The following is a 20,885-nucleotide window of genomic DNA, read 5'->3' as shown; positions in this document are numbered from 1 at the left end:
AAAGCATAGATTGCTTATTCCTATAGATTAAAGGCTTAAAACATGACGTTACACGATAAGATTAGGGTAGAAAAAGTATCCCGGGAACAAGACATAGAGGCCTGTCTTGCCATACGCTATCAGGTGTTTGTTGTAGGACAAAATGTTCCGTTACAAGAAGAAATTGATGGACAGGACGAACACAGCGAACATTATTTAGTGTTTTTCAATAAAACCCCCATAGGCACTGCCCGTGTTCGCTATACAGACGATTATGCTAAAATCGAACGTGTGGCCATTAGTGACGAATATCAAGGCAAAGGCTTAGGCCATGTCCTGATGAATTTCATCATAGAGGACATCCAAAACAATCATCTGGTCAAAAAAGCGAAACTCGGTGCTCAAACCTATGCAATTCCCTTTTATGAAAAATTAGGATTTATCATTTGCAGTGATGAGTACCTGGATGCAGGAATTCCACATAAAGACATGCGGCTTGATTTTAATAATAGATGAGCCTGTTCGCAAAGCAATCTCAAAAACCCGGATTTTGACTCAGCCATTCAAAGGCATGGAAAACCAACGGGCTGCAAGAAATGGTAACTGAACAGTAAAATGATTTTCAGCCGTGAATGGTAATTGTCTATAGGCCTCGGATTATACAAAAAAAATAACGCATTGTTTATGCTATGCGTCCACTGTTCCTTTTATGAAGACTTCATGCTATAAATAGGCACAATGTAACGGTGGTGCGTAATTTATCGGTTCGTCAACCATATTTTTGTTTTTTTTTTGATTTCATTGAGGCAAATAAAAAATTCAATTCGTGCCTTCAGAATGACCGTTACAAAATCAAAAAAAATCAGATAAGGATATTCTCCATGACCAACAATCGCAATAAAAATGCCGGAAAGCCAGTACTTGTCACCCACAGAACAAACCATACAGCGACTGTTGACAGCTACCGTCAGGCTATAGGGTATGAAGCCCAACGCAGAAGAGAGAGGAATATTTGCAATGCAATTCAAAAAGCACTTCGTTGTAGGCCTGGTCCTATAGAAAACGTATTATTTTACTTTACTTTTGGCATGTTTCTCACGGGATTGGTCGTTTTCACTGTAAACGAGATTCAGTACAAGGCATCGTCTTCATCAACATCACCAGATGCGCCCGATAGCGACGAACTTTTGCCTTGTGAGCAAGACGTAATTAGCCCAATTAAGCATACTCGTTCCGGTTCAATAACAAATAATACTACGCCATCCATTCGTATGTTTCACTCCCGTCGGCCTCACACGCCATTACATGATTCAACCTTATTACACAAAGGAAAAGCACTATTAGTAAGAGCTAGCGATGGCTCTGAGCATGTGCTCTTTGCTGATGACTCATCCGGACATTCAGGTCATTTAGATGATTCATCGATTCCAGGTATTCACTTGGATCCAAAATATCTCAACTCCTATGGACATTTTTATATTCATTACATTGGTATGAACCTTGGCATCAAAGCGTCCTCGTTCGATAAGTTTGAAATGTGGTGGCATGCGACGCAACTGCCTTACAAAGTAATACATTCCAGTCCCCATTTACAAAGAAACGCCTTGATAGATCATTACGGGTATGAAGGTTTTGTCAGACACGTTGTGGCATCCATTGTATCATTTGGTTATCCAGGCTCAATTGGCAGAGTATGGAATCCAGAATGGTCCGCTATGGACAAGCAGCAGCAAAATTCAAACATGGTGCTAAAATGTGCTGAAATTTCCCTGTACTGGATGAAGCATGTTCAGCAATCCAGAATCTTCATTTTGACTGCGGAAGACATAGTGAAGATGAGAGAAATCTATGAATCTCTTCTTTATGCCAGGCTTCCCAAATCAAGTAAACATTTTCATGTCAATAGCGAGATGAATGCCTCTTTGATGCGTGTGTTCATTGACGCCTGTGATAGTACATTAAGCACCATAAACAAAGAACCAACCCGGTTTGAACACGGAAAAGCAAACAAGGCCATTCTTGATGAGTTTGTAAGGCAACTGACCTCATCAATCCATGAGTTCAGGAAGATGGCACTTGACGATGAAAGCCTTGCCAAGGAAGAAGAAAACCATTCAACCTCCGTCAAGCCATAGTCATCCATAAATACTGTGGCCATTTAAGGGCAAACCTTACTTTATGCGATTGATTAGAATATTAACTATCAATGGACTTTTTTAAAATTGTAATATTTGCCCACAAGCTGCGCCGGCTTTATGCCGGCGTGAAGGGGAATAAATATATGATGAACGAAAAACGGATTCAATTAATCCGTTTTTTAATATCCTCTTCTAAAGCGGTCAAATCGGCCTCAATTTCAGACAGTTTTTTTGTTGATACCGGTTCCGGGGAATTAAAGAAAGTGCCCACGAACCCATTTTTTGTTACAGCAGCGGTGACTAGTGCAGGAATTAAAGTTATTGCCGCAAGAACGCCCAGGATCCCTTTGAGAACAGGATGAATTGCACTCCATAAATCACTCTCTTTTTTAAGTTCTTTTGATGCGCTGTTAATGGAATCTTTGCAATTTTTTATAAAGTTTCCAAGCTGCTCTGCTGTGGGTCTGTCAAAGAATTTGGCTTCTTCGGTCAAGCGTTGAATTAATGTTGATGCAACCTCGTCTTTTTCTTTGCCGTGTTCTGTAAAAACGGTCGAAAGTTTGTTTATCAATTCGTTATATGCTTCTCGATATGGCTCTATATCAATAACATGTTCTTTAATTTCAGCCGAATGTTCATGTCGAGGATGTTCAATGCCAATGAATGACAATAACATGGAGATGTCTGCTTCGTTCATGTTATTGATGTATTGCGGCAACTCATAATCAATTGCAACTTTGGATACATCACGTAAGCTACATCGTATTATTTCAGTAACTAAAGCCTCTGTATCACTCTCACTCAGTTCTATAACTACGGGGTATTTATTGTGATTTTCAAGGTAAAGAGGGGTATAGAACTTAAAGTACAGTGCGGGTAATACATTACCCAGCTTATGTGCATCGAAGGTGTAGCCGTTATTCTCGAGTATTAAAGCAATTTGTGCTAATTTGTCTGCGGCACGGTCAAAATAATTCGTGAATGGGCCTACTAAATCAAGTGCTCCAGAACGAGCCTGCTCAAAGGCTCTAAATTTTTTGTCTCTGGATAATTTTGTTCCAAATAAACGGTCGCATAAACGACCGTTTCTGCTATAAGGAGACCCGCTTGTGCCTAAAAATAATTTTAACAGATTGTTATTATTTTTAAGTTGATTGTGAAATGATTCAAGAATCGATTGCTTCAGCTGCTTTTCCCGATCAACCTGACGGACAGGTAATTTAAATTTTAAAGGTTCAGAGGTTTTTGTTTGGCTGGAATTAACCTCCTCTCCTTTAAGAGCATATCCTTTAAAGAAATCGTTTGTTGAAATATTGCATGATTCATGGCGTGTAAATCCACTGTCCATCAATGTGATTGCATCAACATACTCATTACCTACATTATGAGGATTTCTGTAATAAACATATCCTTGACTTCCTGGAAAAGGTAAATCACCCAATGCTCCATTAGGATTTTTACTAATCTCATGTTGTACCAGAGTTGTTTCTATTTCATTAAGTAACTCCATCCAGAACTCTTGTTTGCTTTCAGGAGAGTGTTCATCACATGTTTGCATGTAAATACAGAACTCTTTTCCATCTAAATTCTGGTGCATGGATAATAGATCTGTATTCTGTGTTTTGAACATCCGTACGTTATATTTTGCCAGTATAGGCAGTATAAGAGCTTGAGCTTTATTTATGGTATCAATATCATGCAGCACAGACAGGTGAACTTTGAAGGTGTCAGAGTTGTTTTCATGTGCAATATGGTTGTAGTACAACCATATTTCATCTGTGGACATCCCATCTTGGAAAACATAATCTTTCAGCTCAATTTTATTACGCATAATGATCCAAATGAAGATTCTTCAGTAAATGCTCGTTTTTTTAAATTATAGTATGATTTTATTAATACATTATTAACGAATACAAGTCGAAATGAGCAAAAATTAATTTACTTAAAAGAAACGTAACTCCCCACGTCATGCGCTATGGGTGCGGCTTATTTGGTACAAATCATCGTTTATATCACTGCAAATTGAGCTATTTTTTATTCAGAATAAGATAAACGCAGGTCGTTTTTAATCATCATCTGAACTTCAGCAAAAGGTACTGGTTTAGAAAAATAATAGCCCTGAATTTCATCGCAATCTGCGCTTTTCAAGAACCCTACTTGTGCGGCATTTTCAACGCCCTCTGCAACGACCTTTAACCCCAGACTATGAGCAACTGAAATCATGGCATTAACTATTTTATTGCTCTTACTGTCCTCAGGAATACCGTCTATAAAGGATTTATCCATTTTGATCACATCCGGGGCGAAATTCATTAAATAGGCAAATGAGCTGTATCCTGTACCAAAATCATCCAGCGAAATGGTTACGCCTAATTTTCTAAGTTCTGATATCACTTTGGATGCGTATAACCTGTTCGTCATTAATAAAGTTTCAGTTACTTCCATTTCAAGATACTGGTAATCAACACCGTATTGCGCTGATAACTGATTGAGTTGTTCGAGTAAGTTATAGGATGTGCTGAATTGACGTGCAGATAAGTTAATTGATGTCCTGATGGGCTGCTCACTGCGTGCAATATCCCGGATTGCAGTGGCCATGACCCATTCGTTCACTTTAAAAATTAAATCGGATTGCTCGCAAACGGAAATAAAATATTCCGGGGTTCGCATGCTGTTGCGCGGATCATGCCAGCGAATTAATCCCTCAACCCCCACAATTGCTCCAGTTTTCAAGGAAACTTTAGGTTGGTAATAAAGTTCTAATTCATTATTTTCAAGAGCATGATGAATGGCATTTTCAATTTCAAGGTGTTCGGAAGTCTTTTTAAAACTGTCTTTGGTAGCAAATTTGAAACGATTACTCCCCTCGTTAGAGGATTCCAGAAGCGCCATTACCGCACTGCCTAATAGTTGCTCTGAAGTAGTTCCATTTTGCGGGTAGCGGCTAATTCCTACGTTAGCAGATAAAAACAGCTCAATATCGTTTTTTTTAAACGGTTGTTTAAACAAGTTCAGTAATACGCCAACAAAATCAGTAATCATTTTCTTATCACGAAACTGACTTGATAAAAAGCAAAAAGCTCCTGATTCAATTAAAGCGATCATGTCTATGTAAGACAATGAATTACTAAAATTTGTTGAAAAATCAACGATTTTTTTACTCATTTCTTGCAATATCTTATTGCCCACATCATAACCAAAGGCAAAATTAATGAGCTGAAAATTATTGACTCGTAATTTGATAACGGTTATCGATTGTGTTCCATTAGCTATCATTTCTTTGATTTTTTTCTCTATGGACACATGATTGTGTAATCCGGTTAACACATCGTAATCAGAAATGTATTTCAGCTGTTTGGTAAGTAATTTATTCTGAATGTACTCGCCAAACTCTTTTGCAAAGTCTAGTAAAAGCCTATAACCATCAACATCAAGATTGAGAATCTGTTGATTGTAAAAACATAAAACCCCAATTCTCTTGTCTGCAACCTCTATAGGTATGCCAACTACTTCTTTAAGTTTTACCGTTTTTTCATCCCAATTTGCCCCCATAGGTTTTAAATGCGTTTTATGAGTACTGTACTGGATGATATTATTGTTAAGACAAATCACTGGAAACTCATGCTGAGTTTGGGGTGAAATAATGAACTGCTGATGATGCTCAACCGAATTTTTGAGTTTCTCGCCAAACCAACTCACAATGCACGCCAGCGAGTTTTCCTTTTCATCAAATATCCACAATTCGCCCATATCATAACCAACAGCCAATCCTATAGATTGCAACGTACTGTAAGTAAAACTATTTAAGTCATTGGATTTATTCAGATTTTTATGCAGGTCAGCTCTCAGCCGTTTTTGTAAGGCAGCATTGAATTGGGTAGTTACATCCGAGGTAATGCCGAGTATTGCAATTATTTTTCCCTGGGCATCAAGTGAAGGAAAAAGCTGGAGGGATAAAACGGCCATTATACCATCCGCCCTTAAAATTTTAATTTGCAGAGTATTATTGGCAGGATTCTCTTTCATGCGTTTAAGAGCATGCATGACTTTAGGTTGGTCTTCAGGAACGACAAAGCGCAACCAGGTTTCTATTTTTTTATCAATCAAATCAAGTGGTTGGGCAAATACCTGCTCTGCATAGCGACTTATAAACGTAAACTCGTTTGTTTCTGTAGACAAGCGCCATAAAACCTGTTGAATGTTTTGCGTGAATTCCAAAAACAGTTGTTTGTCGTCGTAGTCATAAAGTGCGCTTTTTGATGAGTTTTGGTTATTGCGTGTTTTGTAAAGCAAAGCAATAAAGACCAGTCCTGTAATAAATACGACACTAATCAGGATAGAGGCAACTAAAATCAAGGTTTGGCGATCCATGTTATCCTGTTAATCTCTCGTAAACTATTTCTGGATTAAAGTCGTTTAATCGATGTATTTTTTTATGCCATATTAACTCATGCAAACAAATAATCTGGACGTTTAAATTAAAAGCCCAAACGCTCTGTCAAACGGTAAAAAACCTAAATGAGTAACCGCTTCAGTTAAATTTTTTATCAAGCAGGCAAAATACTCTTATTAAAGTATAGAACAGTTCTTCTGTTTCAGGGGCGAAACAGCAACAGGAAATACCACACATATTTTTTTATAAACTATACTTGAAAGAGTGGCCAAGAAGGCTAATAAATATTTTTTCCGCCAAATTGCAGTATCAATTATCTTGCAAACAGGATTGATGACGATGACTAAAGGAAAAAAAACGCTGCTGCCCCCTCCAAGGAGCTAAAAAAATGCGTTACCGGTATAGGTGGTTTTGATCAAATCACCCATGGAGGTCTTCCAGAAAACCGATGTACCCTGCTAGTAGGCGGTGCTGGTACTGGCAAAACACTATTTGGTATGCAGTTTTTAATCAATGGCGCTGTACACGAAGAGCCTGGTTTGTTTATTTCTTTTGAAGAAACAGAAGCCGATTTGATTGCCAATTGCAGCTCACTGGGCTTTGGTTTGGCTGAGTTGACTCAAAAAAAGAGCATAGTACTGCATCACATTCATCTTGAGCGCACAGAGTTTGATGAAACAGGAACGTATAATCTCGAAGGATTATTCATTCAGATTGGCTATCTCATAGAGCAATACCGAATTAAAAGGGTTGTTATTGACACCATTGAAGTATTGTTCAATCAACTCAAAAATATCCCAATCATCCGCTCTGAATTGCAACGTCTTTTTCGCTGGTTGAGTACACAAAAGGTAACCTCTATTATTACTGGAGAGAATGGACAATACACTATTTCCCGCCATGGTCTTGAGGAATACGTTGCAGATTGCGTTATTTTACTGGATAACCGAGTAACCAATGAGCTTGCCACTCGTTACTTACGCATAATAAAGTACAGGGGTTCATCTCATGGTGCTAACGAATTTCCCTTCATTATTGATTATCAGGGGATTCTTCTCTCACCAGTCACCGCAATTACTCTTGATTACATTGTTCCCAAGCATTTTGTTCCAAGCGGAATTGAAGAACTGGACAAGGCATTAAGCGGCTATGGCTACTATGCGGGGGGAAGTATCCTGATTAATGGAACAGCTGGAACTGGAAAAACCAGTATCGCTTCTGCATTTGTCGAAAATCAATGTAAACTCGGTAAAAGATGCATCTACTTTGCCTTTGAAGAATCCTCAGATCAAATCATCAGAAACATGAAATCCATTAACATAGATCTGGAGAAATGGAAAAACAAAGGCACATTATTGTTTAATTCCATCAGACCCAGTGTTTACGGTTTAGAATCGCACCTAATCAAAATGGTGCAACTGATTAAAGAATTTAAACCCGATAGCGTGGTCATCGATCCCATTTCTGATTTTAGCCTTATCGGCTCGCCGCATAATGTTAAATTAATGTTGGCTCGCTTAATTCACTTTCTAAAACTAAACAACATAACAACCCTGATGAACAGCTTACTGCATGAAGAGACCCCAAACCAACAGCTGGGCATCTCATCACTAATGGATACCTGGATTTTACTGCACACTGTTGAAACTGATTTGGAACAAAATACCCTGCTTATCATAAAAAAATCTCGTGGGATGGCACACTCCAATCAAATGCGAGAATTACAAATCAGCAGCAAGGGGATCCATCTTAACGAGGTATACATGGGATCGGGTAAAATACTAGTAGGCTCGGCACGGTTAGTACAAGCCATGCAGGATAAAGTGGAAGAAATTACCAGAACTCAGGAAACAACCCAAAAAATTAATGAACTAAAATCAGAACAATCCAGCGTTGAATCCAGTATTAATACCTTAACGACGCAGCTGAATCACATTAAGGAAAACATCGATTTATTAGCATCCACCCAAAAGAAAATTGATGAAGTTTGTGAAAAAGGTTATGAAAAAATTCGTATGTCACGAAGTCTGCCCTCTCAGCGTCACATCAAGAAAGAGAATAAAAATGAGTAACCCAAAAACAAAAATTCTCAAGACTTCGCAAAAAAAATCATCCCCAAACACCAATGCCCAATGGCAGTTTATTCTGTATATTGCCGACCAGACACCTCATTGCTTGTTGACATTAGCCAATCTCAAAAAATTTTGTGAGCGTTACCTTCACAATCAGTACCGGATTGACGTTATAGATTTGAGGCAACATCCTGAATTAGCCCACCAGGAAGAAATTATTGCAATCCCTACTGTGGTTAAAACCCACCCTCATCCTAAACGATATATTATTGGCGATTTTGCAGACAGTAAATTAATGCTAATGAAACTTGGCATTAACCAACCAGATAACATTAACGACAAGACAAAATAATGTCCATCTCGTCTGACAAACCATCAACATACTAATAAAATCGATAGTTTACTCACACCTCATTACCCTGCACTACAAATAATTCACTATAGGACTGAAGACGTATCCTCTTGTTTACATTAATAAAAAATCTGGTACATTTGATTTTCGCAGATGATAACGAGCTCAAGAGGATGTTATTCCATTTCATTTTAGTGACTTAAGGATGAACGTGATGAAAAAATACAGCATGATGCTGATTGGGGTGTTAATTTCAAGCCTTGCAGTAATAACAACAGTTCAGGCCAAGCCTTTATGGACTTTTTCGGCTCCCAATCCGCAAAAAGTGACTGTAACGCCATCGGGAACTGCCGAGGTGACTTATACAATAACCAACAATTCATCGCATCCCAAAACTCTTGTTTTGGTTACTTCTGTTCCAGCATGCGCTAGTTGCCCTCCAACACCGGGATTAAGCTCGCCAGGCTGCTCTCTTCCAGCAAGTAAAGGTGGAGCCAAAGGCAGATGTTCCCTGACTGTCACTGTGAAGGGCTCCATGATCCCTAAAGAAGGCATTCAAAACGGCCCTTACTTATGCGAAACAGGCTCAATGCCGCAGTGTTATCAGCCAAGTGAGCCTAATCGACTCAATATCACCTTAAATTCAGTTCCACCGATACCGACTACAACAATTTCCGCCAACGGATCGTTTCTGTTATTGCCTCCAAATACCACAGGCTCATTAATTGTCACCAACACAGGCAGCGCCACCGCCCTGAATGTAATGGCAGTACTGCCCCCTTCCCTGGCGGCTGACGTCACTCAAGATGCCAGTAATTGCGCCGTATTGCTACCAGGGGCAAGCTGCAACCTCCACTTTACGTCCAACACCCAGGTGCATCCGCCAACCGCCATTACCATTGCCGGAACCAACACCAATACATTTGGAGCAACCATCACCCTGAGCTTGCCTTATATAACCGATGGAGAAGTAGCTGCAATTGCATTCGATGCCACCAATAACCTCATTTATCTGGGGGGAAACTTTAATGTAGTCGGACCGAACACTGGCAGCGGAGTTCCAATTGACGACAGTACAGGCTCGCCAGTGGCTACCTTCCCGCGCATTGATGGGAATGTTCGAGCAGTGGCAGCCGATGGCTTTGGAGGCTGGTACGTAGGAGGATTTTTTACCAGCGTGGGTGGTGAGCCCCGCAATAATATTGCCCATATTCTAAGCGACGGCACTTTAGACCCCAGTTGGAACCCCAATTTTGACGGTAACGTTGTTACTCTTGTAGTGAGCGGCAGCACCCTCTACGCTGGCGGAGGCTTCACCATCATAAATGGTCAAGCACGTAGTTACATAGCTGCCCTGGACGCCGCTACTGGAAACGTCACAGCCTGGAACCCCGGCGCCAACAATAGTGTAGATGCCCTTGCGGTCAGCGGTACCACCGTTTACGCTGGAGGAACATTTACTTCCATAGGCGGCCAGGCACGTAATCGCATTGCCGCCCTGGACGCTACAACCGGCAACGCCACCGCCTGGAACCCCAATGCCAACCTTCCCATCTTTTCCCTTGCGGTGAGTGGGAGCACCATTTATGCTGGTGGAAATTTCTTATCCATTGGTGGTCAAGCACGCAATGGGATTGCCGCACTCGACGCCACTACCGGTAATGCTACCGCCTGGAATCCCAACACCGACGGCTTTGTCCGTGCCCTTGTGGTAGACGGAAGCACCATCTACGCAGGCGGAAGCTTCTCCTCCATGGGCGGTCAAGCCCGCAATAACATTGCCGCTCTGGACGCCACTACCGGAAACGCCACCTCCTGGAATCCCAACGCTGACAACGCTGTCTACGCCCTTACATTGAACGGAAACACCGTCTATGCAGGCGGGAGCTTCGGGTCCATAGGTGGTCAAGCACGAATTTTCATTGGCGCCCTGGACGCCACTACCGGAAACGCCACCGCCTGGAATCCCGTCGCCAGCGACGTTGTATACGCCCTTGCGGCCAGCGGTTCCACCGTCTTCGCCGGGGGGGATTTCATCACCATAGGCGCCAAAGAGCGCAATAACATTGCTGCCCTGGATGCGACCACCGGTATTGTCACCGCATGGAATCCCGATGCCGGCGGCGGCATAGTCTTTGCCCTTGCTCTGAACGGCAATACCGTCTACGCTGGCGGGCAATTTACCACCATGGGCGGCCAGGCACGCAATCGCATTGCCGCTCTGGATGCGACTACCGGAAACGTCACCGCCTGGAACCCTAATGCCAACAATGAGGTCCTTACCCTTGCGGTGAGCGGAAGTACCGTCTACGCTGGCGGGGAATTTACCACCATAGGCGGCCAGGCACGTAATCACATTGCCGCCCTGGACGCCACCACCGGCAACGCCACCGCCTGGAATCCCAACGCCAACAGCGATGTCTATGCACTTGCAGTCAGCGGTAACAATCTCTACGCTGGTGGGGCCTTCACCTCCTTAGGCGGACAAGCTCGCAATTACATAGCAGCCCTGGATATCACCACCGGCAACGCCACCGCCTGGAATCCCAACGCCAGCGATATCCTCTTTGCTCTTGCAGTCAGCGGCAACATCGTCTACGCTGGGGGAGACTTCACCTCCATAGGCGGCCAGGCTCGCAATTACATAGCAGCCCTGGACGCCACCACCGGCAACGCCACTGCCTGGAATCCCAGCGCCAACACTAACATCAATGCTCTTGCAGTCAGCGGCAACAACGTCTACGCTGGTGGGAACTTCACCACCATAGGCGGAGCACCTCGCAATTACTTTGCTGCCCTGGATGCCACTACCGGCAACGCAACCACTTTGAATCCTAATCCCGACAACTCTATCTTTGCCCTTGCGGTCAGCAGCAACACCGTCTACATAGGCGGGAACTTCATCAGATTAAACAACGAGTTCTCCCAATCTTTTGCCATTGTCCCTATGGCATTGACTCCTTAAGGCGTTTCAACGGCTCAAACATTAAGGCTCTTGGTGTGCTGCACCAAGAGCCTTAAATGCCCTAATATAATGATGATATAATCAAACAGGCGATTGAAATTTAAATAGCCCGTCAGCTTTATCCCAAATTTAGTTAAGAATCGGCATTAATTCAGATACCACATCCAAAAAATTCTTGGCAGGTTAGGAGTAACGTGCTGTATCACGAAATTTGAACTAAAAAAATGATCTTTGTACAAGACAGAAAGCTCAGTATATTTTAAACTAAAAGCTTGATACCAATATTTACAGTCATCAATCATTTAATGCAAGCGACGTTCATTGACGCCATTAAAAGCAGGAACACCAATTTGATTAAGACCTTTATCGCTAAAAAAATACCGCAAAGGTTAAAATGCCTGCTTTTTTATATGCTTTGCACCCAGATTTACGCTGGACAAACACCTGATGCCTGGGAGGTTTTACGTGGCGAATTCAAAATAAATCATCAAATCACCAGACCAGAAGTGCAAGATCAAATCCGTTGGCTTCTGGAACATCCCGGTTTTGTCACCAAAGTCTGTCAAAAAGCACAGCCCTACCTCTATCATGTTATCAGAGAAATACAAAGACGAAATTTGCCCGGTGAGTTGGCCTTGCTTCCCATGATAGAAAGTGCATACGATCCCTTCGCCTATTCAAAAGTTGGTGCTGCCGGTTTATGGCAAATCATGCCGGTCACAGGAAATGAATTAGGCTTGATTCAGGATTGGTGGTTTGATGGCAGACGCAGTATTAATCATTCAACACATGCAGCCCTTACTCATTTAATGCGTCTGAATAAAGTATTTAACGGAAACTGGACTCTCGCCATTGCCGCCTATGATGCAGGCGAAGGCACAATAGGCAGAGCAATCAAATCACTAAGCCCAACAAATCACCCGGTTAATTTTTGGGAATTAAAAGTACCTAAAGAAACCCAGGTTTACGTGCCTCGATTTTTGGCTCTGGCTGAAATCATAGGCAACGCCCAGGCCTATAAAATCAAGCTGCCCGTAACGCCCTTTCAACCTTATTTTGAAGAGGTGAATATTGGCAGTCAAATTGATTTAAGCCATGCCGCTCGGTTGGCCGGAATTTCCGTGAACGAATTGACCCAATTAAATCCCGGTTTTAACCGATGGGCTACAGCACCCTACAAACCATTCACTTTGCTTGTTCCTATCGCTCAAGTCACGCAATTTTATTTTAATTTATCTCACTTGCCAGTAGATAAACGAGTCAGTTGGACCAAACATCTTGTTCTTCCAAGCGACAGTTTAGGCAGTATTGCCAGACAGTACCACACCACAGTGACCTTGATCAAAAAACTGAATCGGCTGCCTGATCATTCCATACGTCCTAATCAGGTTCTATTAATTCCAAGCACCAAAAACACTCCGGTACTGCCATTTCATGAAATATCCAAATCAAAATTCTTAAGCCAAACTTCATTCAAAGGTGAGGTATACAGAGTAATCCATATTGTCCAGCCCAATGAATCGTACAGTTCACTTGAAAAACTGTATCACGTTACCGCAAAGGACATTATGAACTGGAATCATCTGAGCCCAGAAGCGCCCCTAAGCACTGGTCAGCAATTAATTGTATGGAAAAAAGTAAAAAAAGAATGAACCAGCCAATCGCAAAGCCATAATAGCGCCATCAATCACATCATAATTGGACAACATTTCTTCAAAAAAATCACCTCATTACCACGAATATTAGCCACTTTACGAAGAGTAATGGTGCTTGGGCACAATAAACCGGACATTTCCGCAAATAAGTCACAACCGTGCTGAGTTAAGGGTCGCAATAAAAAATAAGCCTCGCCATCGACTTTGAGTGAATTGACAATCGCTTGAATAAAATTTGCGAAGGTGCTGTCTAAATTGAAAAAAAATAAAACCAGTAAAAACAAAAATTCCGACGAGCCTTTTTCAGAAGCGACAAAAACCGATCAGGTTTATTCCGCATTATTTGAAGCATCTGAGAGCTTGAAAGCACCAAAATCTTCAGAAATATCTGGCGGTATTGAATCAATCAAAGAACCCGCAATAAGCCCTGCTGTATAATCAACACGGATGCTCAAGACGAGTACTGGTCTTGAGTATCCGGCTTCAACCTGTTTGTTTTACGCATACTTTTTGTCCAGACGTAAACTCGCAAACATGCGCATTTACCTTTAATCGCTGCATGAAGATGAAGCTCAACAGGCTAATCAAGGCAAGCAAAACCAAAAACGCATCAACCCGCTCTACCCCAATAAGACTGGTTATAAGGCTGAATAATGCGGAACAATTAAACTGACAAAACAGAGTAAGCGCCAAAGCCATGGTCATGTGTTTGGGAAAGGGACGAACTGATGATGCGGCAGCTGAGGCAACAATAAATCCCGTCCCAAAATAATAAATCATCATGGGTACGATAAAATAAAAAAGAATTGAGTCAAAAATAATTGCAAATAACCCCATGCACCATACGGATAAAACAAAAAGACGAACCCCAAAACCGACCAACTGCGTTCCTGAATAATAGGTTGCCATAAAACCACAACATGCCGTACCTAACAGGTGCATAACAGCCATGGTTGTTTTAATAAAGCCGTATTCCGAGACACTATAATGCGCTCCTTTAATCAAAATAAACGAGGCACTGGTATTAAAAGCTGACTCACCAGCCATCATCAAAGCGGAAATCATCAAATAACCAACAAAAACGGGATGGCTAAAAACCATAAACAGTATTTTTTTTAATGCTACAGGACGCTCATTATGAAGTTTGGTTTCCCTTAAAAAACCGCCCAAAGGCAATAAAAACAGACCATAAGCGGCAATGACTAACAGCGCAATACGCCAATTCCAATAACTGTTAAGGAGCCCCCCAAACAAAGGAAGAAAACAAATAAACACGCCCCCTAAAGTAAATAACCAGGCGAAATAACGAGTGGCGTTGCGTTCATTTTGGGTGTCATTAATCATTGCTCGTCCCATTAACAAGGTTGCGCCAACCCCCATACCTTGAAAAAAACGACAGACAATAAGAAAACCAATAGTAGTGCTCCAAGAGGCAATCAAGTTACTGCAAATAAACAGCACTAATCCACCAATCAATATTGTTTTTCTGCCGTAATATTGCGAAATAATTCCCCAAAAAAGCATGCTGAGTGCTTTTCCCAACAAAAACGAACTGATGATGAGTTGTGCTTTAGTTGCATCTACCGAGAAACTCGCCGCTAGAGCAGGCAATGATGGCGTGATAAAGTGGACGTCCATATTCCCGAGAAACCAGGTTAATAGTATCATTAATAAAGCACTTTTTTTCATGATGCCGCATCACTGTATAAACCTGTGAAATGTTTCATTCTTAAAACAAAAAACCAATGATATCCCCCTACACAAAGAGCAAAAAGCCCATATATCGCTGCAATAACCAAAAAAACAACAGGATAAGAAACACAATGAGTTAACACACCCCCTAATACCAATCCAATCAGGTTACCTATTTTGGCAAAAGAATTAGCCATCCCCAAAGCATAACCCGGTAAAAGAGCACGATCCGAGCACATGACAAACAAAGCAGGCAATAAAGCAGCCAAAACTACTCCCCAAAGGATACGCACAATGACAAAAATAACCGTATAGCTGACAAAGGCCTGAAGCAGCATAAGAATCAAACCCAGGATGCTGTAACGAATCAGGAACAGATTAACCAATTCTGGGTCGTTACGACACCGGTCAAATTGACGGCCACACCAGGTCGAGCTGCATAACATACCCAGAGCAGGCATAGAATACAGTGCGCCAATCATCAGCAGCTGATTAGAAAAATACTCGTTCAGGTAAAGAGAAAAACCCGGATCTGGCAGGAATTTGGCAATTTGCGTCAAAGCAATCAAAAAACACAAAAAATAAAAAATACCACTAGAGTCACCCGAAAGATCGGCCTGTGATTTTTTCTGTTGCAGATTATTTTTATGCGAGGGAGGTAAATAAAATTGCAGCAAAAGAGTGATTAAAAGACAAATACAACTTGCTACGCCATATAAACCCTGATAATCAGTAAACAGTAATACCACTCCCCCCAAAAAACCAGCACCCGCAGAAGCCAGCGCTTTGGTTGAGTGCAATAATGACAATTGCCTGCCTTTGGTTTGCCATTCGCACAAACTCACCGCATAGGTTTGCAACGCAATTATAAATCCGGCAAATGCCCCCTGTATGATGCGTAATGCCAATATGGCACCAACGGATTGCACAAAAATCATGGCGCATTGCGTGAACACCAAAGCCCAGGATGCACGCATCACCATAGGCTTATAGCCATAACGATCCGCCACTTGCCCCCAAAAAGGAGCCATAATGCTATTAGCCAGCATAGGAAGAAGCAAACACAGGGTACTGTATAATACGATTTGTTCTCCAGGCGCCTGACTCTGGGCGGTGATCAAAAGGGGTAGAAATGGATTGGTCATTTCCAAGGCCAGGATCATAAAAAACTGCCCCAGTAAAACAACCGCCTGCACGGACTTATTCATTAAAGACACTCAGAGGATTTTCCAGAGCAAAATATTGGATTTCATCCTGATTTTGATTCAGTCGCATGGTCAACAGACTTTTATGTTGCCAGGGCATGTTCAATAAATGCTGATAATGAGAACGATAAACCGCTGGATGAATCTCTTCCATGAAGTGCTCCAGTAACCCTTTCAGGATCATGTTGACCTGCTGCCAGAGTTGCTCAATGGCAAAGCCATAAGCGGCATTAAGGCAATGAATCCAGGGAGTCAGATTACTTAACAGATTTCCGTGAATAAAAAGTTGAGATAAGCCATCCAGTTCAGAACAGGTAATAGTAGAATCAGGATGCAAGTGCGGTTTGGTAATTTGCCTATGCAGTTCATTGTTACTTATTTTGATTCCCCCCAAATCTCTAATCACCAGCCCCACAGGTCTATGATTCTGCATGATGACCAAGGTATTTTGCTGATGTGCTTCCAAAGCGACTCCATAGCGCAGCATTAAATACAATTGTCCAGCCAAAACACAATGACAATATTCAGACCAATAGGCACGAGGATTAACTTTACTGTTCTGAATGATTTCGACTAACAAAGGCATATGGCTTACCGACGACCTGGCAAACAAAGCCGCCAATGGAACCAGACGCTGTTGTTCCTTAATATGGTTTAAAGGATTTTCACGAACAATTAAGGCTGTATGTTTTTTTTCATGCGGTGGAATGGACGAATCAGCTAGATTAATTCCGGCCAAATCCCTGGCAATGTATAAAGTGCCGCCAAAATGCTGATGCTGAGCCAAAAGTTCACTAAGCCATGTTGAAAGAGTGGTTGAATTGTATGCTGATGCAGGAGATACGGTACGCATTGCAGAAGTCGTATGAACACCTACCGCTAATTTTAGATGCGGCTTATTACCTGACAAAGGCATCATAGTGCGAAAAGACATGGACGGTCTGGTTTCTTGGACATCAGGAATAAGCATCATTTGCCCCGATGCAATAAAAGAAGAACATAACTCTTTTATTTTATTTGTCCATTGCCAGGGATGAACAGGCAAGGGTAAATAATCATCAGGATTCCGGTGCATGGACAAAAGCGCCTGAGCCCAGCACTGATATTCCTGGGCAAAATGATGTGCAAAAAGCAATCGGTAGTTTAATGGCGCTATTGAAGTAAACGCCAAAGAGCAATGTACCGCCACCCAATGAATAGTTACCTGGGTATTGAATTCTGGTGAGTAGTGAATCACCTCTTGAGGTGTGAATCCTTTTTTCATTCGAAAATTAGGATGATAAGGATGTCCTGTACACCCCCATTGTTCAAGAAAATTCAACAGTTGCTGTTGATCAAAATGTGCGCTTAACCACGCCCATAAAGTCGGATATTCATTTGCTTGTGCATTCAGAGTCTGCTGCCAATGGTGACGATACACCAAAGCAAATGCTTGATTAAGTATGCTTTCTTCCAGCTCTTCTCGTAAACCGCTCCAGCGGTCAAATAAACCCGCCGGATGCTTGGTATTTTGATATGTTTTGAGCAAATCGAGATAGTGATGAATGGAGCATAAAGTATATTCGTGCTCAATTAATTGTTCACTGCGAGCGGCGTGTTGTAGTCGAGAAAAACAATCCTGATACGCCATTTCAATGAACGCATCCAACTCTTGCGGCGAATGATGCAGAATTTTTTCAAAAAGCACGACGTGCAATGGATGAGCTACTTCCTGTTGCTGATTAACCTTCACTTTCATAATCCTACCCAAAATACACTGAATGAAATACACTATAAATGATAATGATTCTCATTTGCAATAATTAATTTATCGAGTACGACGAATTGAACATAAGAAGAATTAAAGAAGCTAAAATGACGACATCACAAAAGGTCAATACACCCCATACTTTCTGCGTACAGCTCCTTTACCAATAAAGCTGCTGTCTTGGTGATTGCGTGCGCTACTGGCAAAGAAAGCTCAGAATGATGTGCAAAAGATCCTATCTCAATTCCATACAAAATAACGTGCTCAGGCAATTGATTAAGACTACGCCCTAACTCAAGTGCCTGGGCAATACCTACATCATGAGTTGAAAGCATGGGCTTTAATTCAAAAATCGCCTCGTTTATCAATCGGTGTATGGTTCCTGGCGGACTGCCTGTTTGAATGGCATCAACCAGATAAATTTTATTGGCCTGCTCCATTAACTCCAGCAAACGAATACCGGGTCTATCATGAGCTTCGATCACAACAAAAGGGCAATTAAGCTTCAGCAAATCACTGTCCATTAACCTTTTGGCGACGAGGCATCCCGCCTGATCATCGCCAAAAGGAGAGCCTATCCCCAGAACTTTTATCGTGTTCATGTTCTGTTGACTGTCAATTTTAAAAAATGGGTGGCGCATGAAATACAGGGATCATAATTACGAATAATCATTTCACTAAAATGCCTTAATTCATCCTCGGGCCTATCCAAACCCAATTGTTTTAAAGACGTTGCCAAATCTTCTTCAATACGAGCCTGATTTTGACTGGTAGGGGGCACGATGCGAGCAAAAGTGACTATGCCTTGTTGGTCCAGTTTAAAATGCTGCCATAACAGCCCTCTGGGCGCTTCGGTGCAACCAAAACCCTCCCCTGCCTGAGGCAAGACCTCGGGGTATGCGTGTTCAGGGCGTTCGTAGTGTTCCAAAATGCGGATGGACTCCAAAACGGCATAGTAGATTTCAACAGCACGTGCAATCACGCAATCATACATATTACGTGAGGGAAAATGAATGCCCAGATTCTGTAATAGAAGATGAATGGGCTCAGGCAAATGACCAAAACAATTATTAAGCCTGGCCAAAGGACCAACTAAATAGGGTTTGTTCTGTAACAAACAATGCAAAGCGGTTGAGTAGGCCACCTGGCTTTCGCAAAAGTAGTCATTAAACTCATCAATACCAATATTCAAGCCTTTATCAGATACGATTCTGCCTTCATTCATGGGGTATTCAGCAGGGTGATACAATGAAACTGACGTGAATTCATGTGAATTATCCGGCAATTCCATCCTGGCAAGCCATTGGATTAACTCAATGCAATCAGTAACCCTCTCTTTGGCTTTTGCCAACAGTATATTTACTTCGGTGGGCTGAGGTGCTTTATAAAAACCACCAACACATGCACCTACAGGATGCACCGACCGGCCTCCTAACAGTTTAATTAACTCGTTACCATAGGCCTGTAAACGCATACCTCTGCGTACTTCCTCAGGATATTGTTTTGCCATTTCGGGCGCTGATTTGAACCCTAAAAAATCCGGTAATGCTAAAAAATGAACATGAAGACTGTGACTTTCCAGCCATTCACCACAATAAAATAAACGCCGCATGGATCTCACCCAGGAACTGGGTTGTAAAGAAAAGCATTGTTCTATCGCCTGAGTGGCACTCATTTGATAGGCGACAGGACAAATGCCGCAAATCCTGGCCACTATATCCAATACTTCACTAAAGCTGCGCCCTTGGAGAAATTGCTCAAACAAACGAGGTGGTTCATAAATTTTTAATTTTAATGATTCAATTTCGCTGTCACGAAGATGCAATTCCAGCGCCCCCTCTCCTTCAACTCGTGCCAGAATAGGTACATTAATCGCTATAGTTTTACTCATGGACTATCCGAATTCCTTTAAAAAAATTGCCTGCGCTCTTGAAGGCTGGTGCCTGATTATTAATATGTAAAAAAAGTCGTGCAACCGCTTCTTTATCCATTCCCCAAGACTCAAAAAGTCCACCCAAAGAAGTGGTATTGGTATTTTCTTTAGGACCATAACATGCGTAGCAGGCACGCCCCAAAGCAGGGCAAAGTGAGCCACAACCCAATTGAGTAACAGGCCCCATACAGGGTTGTTTTTTAGTAATTAACACGCACACATTTCCCCGACGCTTGCATTCCATGCACTCGGAGTCTTTTTTAATTCGTGGTGCGGCATGTGAGAGTAAAAAGCGAATGGCCTCCAACACCTGTTTTCCATTAACCGGACACCCCCATAACTCCCAATCCACGCGAACATGCTGGGAAACAGGGGTAGATGTACTTAAGGTAGCAATGTGTTCGGGAGACGCATAAACATGAGCCATCCATTCCTTTACATCAGCACCGTTACGCAGGGCTTGAATTCCTCCTGCCGTGGCGCAAGAACCCAATGTAATCAGATACTTGCTTTGCTCCCGAATTTTTTTTATTCGCTCTTGTTCCTGTGGAGTGGAAATACTCCCTTCAACAAAAGCAATATCAACTGCCGCATCCACGTTAATAACGCCTGCTTCAGCAAAATTGACTATGTCTACCATCTCTGCCAAAGTAAGCAAAGCCTCACCTGCGTTTAAAAACGCCAACTGGCATCCATCGCAGGATGTAAATTTATGAACGGCAATACGTGCTTTCATCGGATGCTCAAACGATTA

Annotated in this window: 14 protein-coding genes and 1 pseudogene; 7 read left to right on the top strand and 8 right to left on the bottom strand. The window is 42.0% G+C overall.

Going from position 1 to position 20,885, the window contains the following annotated elements:
- The first annotated feature begins 42 nt into the window (after positions 1–42).
- Both Lwor_RS08610 and Lwor_RS08605 read left to right on the top strand, forming a co-directional pair.
- Complete coding sequence (locus Lwor_RS08610) at positions 43–495, top strand: GNAT family N-acetyltransferase (protein ID WP_058493480.1); 453 nt, start codon at positions 43–45, stop codon at positions 493–495.
- Between the two features lie 365 nt (positions 496–860).
- Positions 861–2,114 (top strand): hypothetical protein, encoded by a 1,254-nt coding sequence (locus Lwor_RS08605; protein WP_058493479.1) that lies wholly within the window; start codon positions 861–863, stop codon positions 2,112–2,114.
- A 166-nt stretch (positions 2,115–2,280) separates the two neighbouring features.
- Here Lwor_RS08605 and Lwor_RS08600 read toward each other — a convergent pair whose 3' ends face one another.
- Complete coding sequence (locus tag Lwor_RS08600) at positions 2,281–3,948, bottom strand: hypothetical protein (protein ID WP_058493478.1); 1,668 nt, start codon at positions 3,946–3,948, stop codon at positions 2,281–2,283.
- A 203-nt stretch (positions 3,949–4,151) separates the two neighbouring features.
- Complete coding sequence (locus Lwor_RS08595) at positions 4,152–6,488, bottom strand: bifunctional diguanylate cyclase/phosphodiesterase (RefSeq protein WP_058493477.1); 2,337 nt, start codon at positions 6,486–6,488, stop codon at positions 4,152–4,154.
- A gap of 405 nt (positions 6,489–6,893) precedes the next feature.
- Here Lwor_RS08595 and kaiC point away from each other — a divergent pair.
- The 5 genes and pseudogenes from kaiC to Lwor_RS08570 all read left to right on the top strand — a co-directional run.
- Positions 6,894–8,582: pseudogene (kaiC, locus tag Lwor_RS08590) on the top strand (circadian clock protein KaiC); the annotation flags it as partial.
- Complete coding sequence (locus tag Lwor_RS08585) at positions 8,575–8,934, top strand: circadian clock KaiB family protein (RefSeq protein ID WP_058493476.1); 360 nt, start codon at positions 8,575–8,577, stop codon at positions 8,932–8,934. The pseudogene kaiC and the gene Lwor_RS08585, both read left to right, overlap by 8 nt.
- 205 nt (positions 8,935–9,139) lie before the next feature.
- Entirely contained in the window at positions 9,140–11,899 is a 2,760-nt protein-coding gene (locus Lwor_RS08580; RefSeq protein WP_147279866.1) for a beta strand repeat-containing protein, read from the top strand.
- Positions 11,900–12,249: 350 nt separating this feature from the next.
- Positions 12,250–13,551: a LysM peptidoglycan-binding domain-containing protein gene (locus Lwor_RS08575; protein WP_058493498.1), complete on the top strand. Its 1,302-nt coding sequence runs from the start codon at positions 12,250–12,252 to the stop codon at positions 13,549–13,551.
- 258 nt (positions 13,552–13,809) lie between these two features.
- Positions 13,810–13,992, top strand: a complete 183-nt coding sequence (locus tag Lwor_RS08570) for a hypothetical protein (RefSeq protein ID WP_058493474.1) — start codon at positions 13,810–13,812, stop codon at positions 13,990–13,992.
- 45 nt (positions 13,993–14,037) lie between these two features.
- On the opposite strand, the gene Lwor_RS08565 is transcribed toward Lwor_RS08570, so the two are convergent.
- The 6 genes from Lwor_RS08565 to Lwor_RS08540 form a co-directional block, all read right to left on the bottom strand.
- Positions 14,038–15,243, bottom strand: coding sequence for an MFS transporter (locus Lwor_RS08565; RefSeq protein ID WP_058493473.1), 1,206 nt, complete (start codon positions 15,241–15,243; stop codon positions 14,038–14,040).
- Complete coding sequence (locus Lwor_RS08560) at positions 15,240–16,454, bottom strand: MFS transporter (RefSeq protein WP_058493472.1); 1,215 nt, start codon at positions 16,452–16,454, stop codon at positions 15,240–15,242. The genes Lwor_RS08565 and Lwor_RS08560 overlap by 4 nt, the downstream gene beginning before the upstream one ends.
- Positions 16,447–18,189 carry an IucA/IucC family protein gene (locus Lwor_RS08555; protein WP_058493471.1) on the bottom strand — a complete coding sequence of 581 codons (1,743 nt, stop codon included), beginning with the start codon at positions 18,187–18,189 and terminating at the stop codon, positions 16,447–16,449. Before Lwor_RS08555 ends, Lwor_RS08560 begins: the two co-directional genes overlap by 8 nt.
- Positions 18,190–18,314: 125 nt before the next feature.
- Entirely contained in the window at positions 18,315–18,800 is a 486-nt protein-coding gene (locus tag Lwor_RS08550; protein ID WP_058493470.1) for a hydrogenase maturation protease, read from the bottom strand.
- Positions 18,797–20,089: a Ni/Fe hydrogenase subunit alpha gene (locus Lwor_RS08545; RefSeq protein ID WP_058493469.1), complete on the bottom strand. Its 1,293-nt coding sequence runs from the start codon at positions 20,087–20,089 to the stop codon at positions 18,797–18,799. Before Lwor_RS08545 ends, Lwor_RS08550 begins: the two co-directional genes overlap by 4 nt.
- A complete protein-coding gene (locus Lwor_RS08540) occupies positions 20,082–20,867 on the bottom strand; it encodes an NADH-quinone oxidoreductase subunit B family protein (RefSeq protein ID WP_058493468.1) in 786 nt (261 codons plus the stop codon). The genes Lwor_RS08545 and Lwor_RS08540 overlap by 8 nt, the downstream gene beginning before the upstream one ends.
- Positions 20,868–20,885: the final 18 nt, after the last annotated feature.

The sequence above is a fragment of the Legionella worsleiensis genome (assembly GCF_001467535.1).
Lineage (GTDB): Bacteria > Pseudomonadota > Gammaproteobacteria > Legionellales > Legionellaceae > Legionella > Legionella worsleiensis.
This window is presented reverse-complemented; position numbering and strand designations above follow the sequence as displayed.